Genomic DNA, 6,052 nt, shown 5'->3' with positions numbered 1-6,052 from the left:
ACCGGCACGCCCGGCCCGGGGACCAGTGGCGCAGCCGCTACAAGTCCCTGTGCCTGCACGACCCGGTCTGGTACGACCACCTGCCCTACCTGCCGTTCCCGGAGAACTGGCCGGTGTTCGCGCCCAAGGACAAGATCGGCGACTGGCTGGAGATGTACACCAAGGTCATGGAGCTCAACTACTGGAGCTCCACCACCGTCGAGTCCGCCTCCTTCGACGAGGCCGCCGGGCACTGGGACGTCGAGGTCACCCGGGACGGGGAACGGCTCACCCTGCACCCCACCGAGCTGGTCTTCGCCACCGGCATGAGCGGCAAGGCCCGCCTGCCGCAGTTCCCCGGCATGGACCGCTTCCGCGGCGAGCAGCAGCACTCCTCGGCCCACCCCGGACCCGAGGCCTACCGCGACAAGAAGGTCGTCGTGGTGGGGAGCAACAACTCCGCGCACGACATCTGCGCCGCGCTGTGGGAGAACGGCGCCGACGTCACGATGGTGCAGCGCAGCTCGACGCACATCGTCACCAGCCGCTCGTTGCTGGGCACGATGGAGGGCCTGTACTCCGAGAGCGCCGCGGCCGCCGGGGTCACCACGCACCAGGCCGACCTCACCTTCGCCTCGCTGCCCTACCGGATCATGGGTGAGTTCCAGAAGCCGCTCTACGACCAGATCCGGATCGACGACGCCGACTTCTACGCCCGCCTGGAGGCGGTCGGCTTCCAGCTGGACTTCGGGGACGACGACAGCGGCCTGTTCCTGAAGTACCTGCGCCGGGGCTCGGGCTACTACATCGATGTGGGTGCCTCCGAGCTCATCGCGGACGGGTCGGTGAAGCTGGTGAACGGGCAGGTCCGCGAGCTGACCGAGGACGCCGTCGTCCTCGAGGACGGGACGACGCTGCCGGCCGACCTGGTCGTCTACGCCACCGGCTACGACTCGATGAACGGCTGGGTGGCCGACCTGATCGACCAGGAGACCGCCGACCGGCTCGGCAAGGTCTGGGGCCTGGGCTCGGACACCACCAAGGACCCCGGTCCGTGGGAGGGCGAGCAGCGCAACATGTGGAAGCCCACCGCCGTCCCGCACCTGTGGATGCACGGCGGCAACCTGCACCAGTCGCGGCACTACTCGCTGTACCTCGCGCTGCAGCTCAAGGCCCGGTACGAGGGCATCCCGACCCCGGTGTCCGAGCCGGCCGCCGTCCACCACACGAGCTGAGGAGCGCCGCGATGAGAGCAGCACGCTGGCACGGCCGGGAGGACATCCGGGTCGAGGACATCCCGGAGCCCCCGCTGCAGCCCGGGCACGTGGCGATCGATGTCGCCTGGTGCGGCATCTGCGGCAGCGACCTGCACGAGTACCTGGAGGGACCGATCTTCATCCCGTCCGGCGCCCCGCACCCGGTGTCGGGAGAGCAGGCGCCGCTGACGATGGGGCACGAGTTCTCCGGCACCGTGACCGCGCTGGGCGACGGGGTCACCGACCTCGCCGTGGGCGACTCCGTGGTGGTGGAGCCCTACGTGATCGCCGACGACGTCGACACGACGCCCGGGCAGTCCTACCAGCTGTCGGCGAACATGAACTTCATCGGGCTGGGCGGTCGCGGCGGCGGGCTGAGCGAGAAGGTCGTCGTCGCGCGGCGGTGGGTGCACCCGGTCGGAGACATCCCGCTGGACCAGGCCGCGCTGATCGAGCCGCTGGCCGTGGGCTACCACGCGTACCGGCGCAGCGGGGCCGGCGCCGGCGACGTCGCGCTGATCGGCGGGGCCGGCCCGATCGGGCTGCTGCTGGCCGCCGTCCTGCGGGCGGAGGGGCTCACCGTGGTGATGACGGAGGTCAGCGCCGCGCGCAAGGCCAAGGCGCTGGAGACCGGTGTGGCCGACCACGTGCTGGACCCGACCGAGGGGTCGGTGGCCGACCGGGTGCGCGAGCTGACCGACGGACGGGGTGCCGACGTCGGCTTCGAGTGCTCCAGCGTGGACGCCGTCCTGGACACGCTCCTGGACGGCGTCAAGCCCACCGCGGTGGTCGTGAACGTCTCGATCTGGGGCCACAAGCCGGCTGTGGACCTGCAGAAACTGGTGCTCAAGGAGATCGACCTGCGGGGCACCATCGCCTACGCCGGCGACCACCCCGCGACGATCGAGCTGGTGCGCAGCGGCAAGGTGGACCTGGCCCCGTTCATCACCGCGCGGATCGACCTCGGCGACCTGGTGGAGCAGGGCTTCGAGACCCTGGTCCACCGCAACGACACCCAGGTCAAGATCCTCGTCCACCCGTAGCCGCCCCCCACTCCCCACCGGCAAAGGAACCTCTGCACCCCCTTCTGGCGGCAGAAGGGGGTGCAGAGGTTCCTTTGCCGCGCCGGGGGGGCGGGGCAGAGGGGGGCGTGGGGCGGTCAGTTGGTGGGCAGGCCGGGGATGGACGGCGGGTTGCCCGGGAAGCCCGGGGGCAGGGCAGGGCCGGGAACCGGTACGGGCACCGGCTCGGGGGCGGGTGCCGGCTGGGGTGCGGGGGCGACGTAGGCGGAGCCGTTGCTGATCCGGATGGTGACCACCTGGCCGACGACCGCGCGGCCGCCCGCCGGTGGGCTGGTGCCCAGCAGCGCACCGGCCGGGGCGCTGCCGTCGACGGTCTGCGTCTGCGGGACGAACCCGGCACCCGCCAGCACCGACCGGCAGGCGTCGACCGACCCGCACCCGGGCACCGGCCGGGTGTTGCCGTTGACCACCGACGGGTCGGCCGGCGGGAACTCACCGCTCCCCCGCGCCTCGAGGATCGGGGCCATGGCCGCGCGCCAGATGGTGGCCGGCTTGTTGCCGCCGAAACCGCCGACGTCCTCGTTCTGCTTGGGGTTGAGCACCATGACGCTGGCGGTGATCTCCGGCGTGTAGCCCACGAACGCGGCCGAGTAGTTGTTCTGCGAGGTCCCCGTCTTGCCGGCGATCTGGTGCCCGGCGACGTAGGCGCGCGACCCGGTCTGCCCCGGGTTCCCCGGCTCGACGTCCCGGCGGAGGATCTGGTTGATCGTGGTGGCCACGCCGGGCGCGATGGCCTCGGGGGTGCACTGGTCGCCCCGCACCACCGGTTGGCCCTCGGCGTCCAGCAGCGGCTGGCCGGTGCGGTCGAGGACCCCGGTGACCGGGGTGACCAGGCACCGGGTGCCGCTGGCGGCGAACGTCGAGTAGGCGCTGGCCAGCGCCAGCGGGCTGGTCTCCTGGGCGCCGAAGGTGAACGAGCCGCGGTTCTCGTCGATGATCTGCTGCGCCAGGCCCGGGTCGCTGAACTGGAACAGCCCGGCCGCCTCGGCCATGCGCACCGGCTCCTCGACGCTGCCCAGGGCGTCCTCGAGCGCGAGGAAGTAGGTGTTGGAGGACTGGTAGAGCGCGGTCGACAGGTCGAGGGTCGCCGAGTACCGCCCGGCGTTGCGCACGTCGTAGGGCTGGCCCTGGTCGCGGTAGACCCGCGAGACGTAGGGGTCCGACGTGGTCAGCGTGTAGTACTGCGAGTACTGCCGGGCCAGCGCGGCGGCGGCGGTGAACACCTTGTACGTCGAGCCCGAGCCCTGGCTGGCGGCCACGTTGAGGTTGTAGGACTCCTGCGCCGGGTCGGCGACGTCGTAGCCGAACACCCGGTTCACGCTCATGGCCAGCAGGTGCCCGGTGCCGGGCTGGACGGCGGTGAACATGCCGGCCAGCGAGTCGCCCATCGGCAGGGTGTCGAGCACGGCGGCGTCGCCGGCGCGCTGCAGCTCGGGGTCCAGCGTCGTCTGGATGGTCAGGCCGTCGTGCTCCAGCTGCTCCTGGGTGATGCCGAGGGTCTGCGTCAGGTGGCGCTGGACGAAGTCGCAGACGTAGGCACCCACCGTGGCCTGCACGCACCCGCGCGGCGGCGGTGCCCCGAGGACCAGGGTGATCGGCTCGGCCTGCGCCGCCGCGGCGGCCTCGGGGGTGACCATGCCCTGCTGGGCCATGCGGTCGAGCACCTGGTTGCGCCGGGTGGTGGCGGCCTCGGGGTTCACGGTCGGGTCGTCGCTGGTGGGGCTCTGCGCCAGGCCGGCGAGCATCGCGGCCTGGGGCAGCGTCAGGTCGGCGGCGTCGACGGAGAAGTAGATGCGTGCGGCGGCCTGGATGCCGTAGGCGTTCTGCCCGAAGTACACGATGTTCAGGTACCGGGTGAGGATCTCGTCCTTGCTGTAGGTCTGCTCCAGGGCGAGGGCCAGCCGGGCCTCCCGCAGCTTGCGCTCCAGCGTCTGCTCGGTGGCGGCCGCGGCCTCCTCGGGGGTGTCCGCGGTCTGCAGCAGGGTCTGCTTGACCAGCTGCTGGGTGAGCGTCGAGCCGCCCTCCTCCACCACGCCTGCGGAGAGGTTGGTGACCGCCGCGCGCAGGGTGCCCTGCACGTCCAGCCCGTTGTGGGAGTAGAAGCGGGCGTCCTCGATGGCCACCATGGCCTGCTTCATGACCTCGGCGATCCGGTCGCCCGTGACCGGGGCCCGGTTCTCGTCGTAGAAGCCGGTGATCTGCTCGCCGTTCGCCGCGAGGACGACGGTGTTGCCGGCCGGGGTCTCGTCGGTGAGCTCCACCGGGAGGGCGTCCAGCAGGGACGCCGAGTTGCGCGCGGTGACCCCGAGCCCGCCGACCACCGGGAACAGCACCCCGGCGACCAGCACCCCGGCCAGCACGACGGCCGCGAGCAGCTGGGCCACGGTGGCCAGCCGGCGGGCAGCGCTCATCGTCGAGCCTCTCCTGTCGCAGGGGACGCACATCGCACCAGAGCACCGCGGGGTTCCACAACCCGTTCCCCCGCGATACCTTGCCCGGCATGGCATCGCTGACCGAGCCCGCGGCGTTCGTGCTCGCCGCGCTGGCCGACGCCCCCCGGCACGGCTGGGGCATCGCCGAGGAGGTGCAGGTCCTCTCCGCCGGCCGCGTCGCGCTCCGGGTCGGCACGCTGTACGGCGTGCTGGACCGGTTGACCGCCGAGGGCCTGGTCGAGCCCGACCGGGAGGAGCTGCACGCCGGGCGCACCCGCCGCTACCACCGCATCACCGCGGCCGGTCGGGGTGCGTTGACCGCCGAGGCGGCCCGGCAGGAGGCCAACGCCCGTGCGCTGCGGGCCCGGCTGGCGGTGCGGCCGGCATGAGCCCGCTGGAGCAGCGCTACCGCCGGCTGCTGCGCGCCCTGCCCGAGCCGGCCCGCAGCCGGTGGGCCGACGAGATGACCGACACCTACCTCACCGCCACCTGCGCCGACGACCCCGAGTTCGCCGACTTCGGGTCCCCGGCCCTGGTCGACCGGCTGGACGTGTGGCGGCTGGCCCTCCGGCTCCGGCTGGGCGCCCCCGGTGCCGCCCCGCGGGCCGTGGTCACGGGCGCCGCGGTCCGGTGGGTGGCGCTGCTCGGCGCCCTGGGGGCCACCGCGCCGGCTGCGATCGGCCAGCTCGGCCGGCTGACCAGCCCGGACCTGCCGTGGGTGGTGACCTGGCAGACCCCGCTGGTGGTCACGGCCGCCGTCCTGTCGGTCGCCCTGTTCGGCTGCCTCGTGCACGGTTCGTGGGTGGCCCGCCCGGTCGCCGGGGTGCTGCTGGCCGTGCACCTGGTCCTCGGGGTCTCCGTGGCCGGGCCCGTCCCGGTCTCGACGTGGGTCGTCCTGCTCCTGGCCGCCGTCCCGCCGGTGGCGGCACTGGTGTCCGAGCCGGCACCGGCTGCCCGGCCCGCGCGCTGGTGGGCCGGCGCCGTCACCGTCCTCGTCCTGACCGGTGGGCTCCCGTGGCTGTCGCTGGTGCTGCCGGTGTGGATCACGGGCGAGGCGGTCTGGGCCGCGGTGCTCGCGGCCGTCGGCCTCCGCGCGCTGGTGGCCGGGGAGGTCGTGGTGCGGCGGGCGGTCGCCGTCCTCGGGCTCCTGGCCGTCGTCCCCCTGGCCCTGTCGGCCACCGCCGGCGGCGGCCCGACCGGGTACGTCGCGACCCAGGCCGGGGCGGCCGCCGTGCTGGCCGTGGTCGCCGGCGCCTGTGCGGTCACCGCGACCCGGGACCGGCACCGGCTCCCCGCCTGAACC

Annotated in this window: 5 protein-coding genes; 4 read left to right on the top strand and 1 reads right to left on the bottom strand. The window is 73.3% G+C overall.

Features of this window, described 5'->3' with window-relative positions; genetic code table 11:
• Window positions 1–1,214 (top strand): flavin-containing monooxygenase (locus BLS67_RS04805; protein ID WP_091240560.1); only part of this gene is annotated, 1,214 nt, incomplete at its 5' end.
• An 11-nt stretch (window positions 1,215–1,225) separates the two neighbouring features.
• A complete protein-coding gene (locus BLS67_RS04800) occupies window positions 1,226–2,278 on the top strand; it encodes a 2,3-butanediol dehydrogenase (RefSeq protein WP_091240557.1) in 1,053 nt (350 codons plus the stop codon).
• Between the two features lie 116 nt (window positions 2,279–2,394).
• Here BLS67_RS04800 and BLS67_RS04795 read toward each other — a convergent pair whose 3' ends face one another.
• Complete coding sequence (locus BLS67_RS04795; RefSeq protein WP_091240554.1) at window positions 2,395–4,728, bottom strand: penicillin-binding protein; 2,334 nt, start codon at window positions 4,726–4,728, stop codon at window positions 2,395–2,397.
• Window positions 4,729–4,817: 89 nt separating this feature from the next.
• Between BLS67_RS04795 and BLS67_RS04790 the strand changes: the two genes are divergently transcribed.
• Together BLS67_RS04790 and BLS67_RS04785 are read left to right on the top strand one after the other, a co-directional pair.
• Window positions 4,818–5,138 (top strand): PadR family transcriptional regulator, encoded by a 321-nt coding sequence (locus tag BLS67_RS04790; RefSeq protein ID WP_207500270.1) that lies wholly within the window; start codon window positions 4,818–4,820, stop codon window positions 5,136–5,138.
• Complete coding sequence (locus BLS67_RS04785; RefSeq protein ID WP_091240550.1) at window positions 5,135–6,049, top strand: hypothetical protein; 915 nt, start codon at window positions 5,135–5,137, stop codon at window positions 6,047–6,049. The genes BLS67_RS04790 and BLS67_RS04785 overlap by 4 nt, the downstream gene beginning before the upstream one ends.
• Window positions 6,050–6,052 lie beyond the last annotated feature (3 nt).

The sequence above is a fragment of the Klenkia soli genome (genome assembly GCF_900103975.1).
Classification (GTDB): Bacteria; Actinomycetota; Actinomycetes; order Mycobacteriales; family Geodermatophilaceae; genus Klenkia; species Klenkia soli.
The sequence above is the reverse complement of the archived record's forward strand: the minus strand, read 5'-3'. Positions and strand labels throughout refer to the sequence as shown.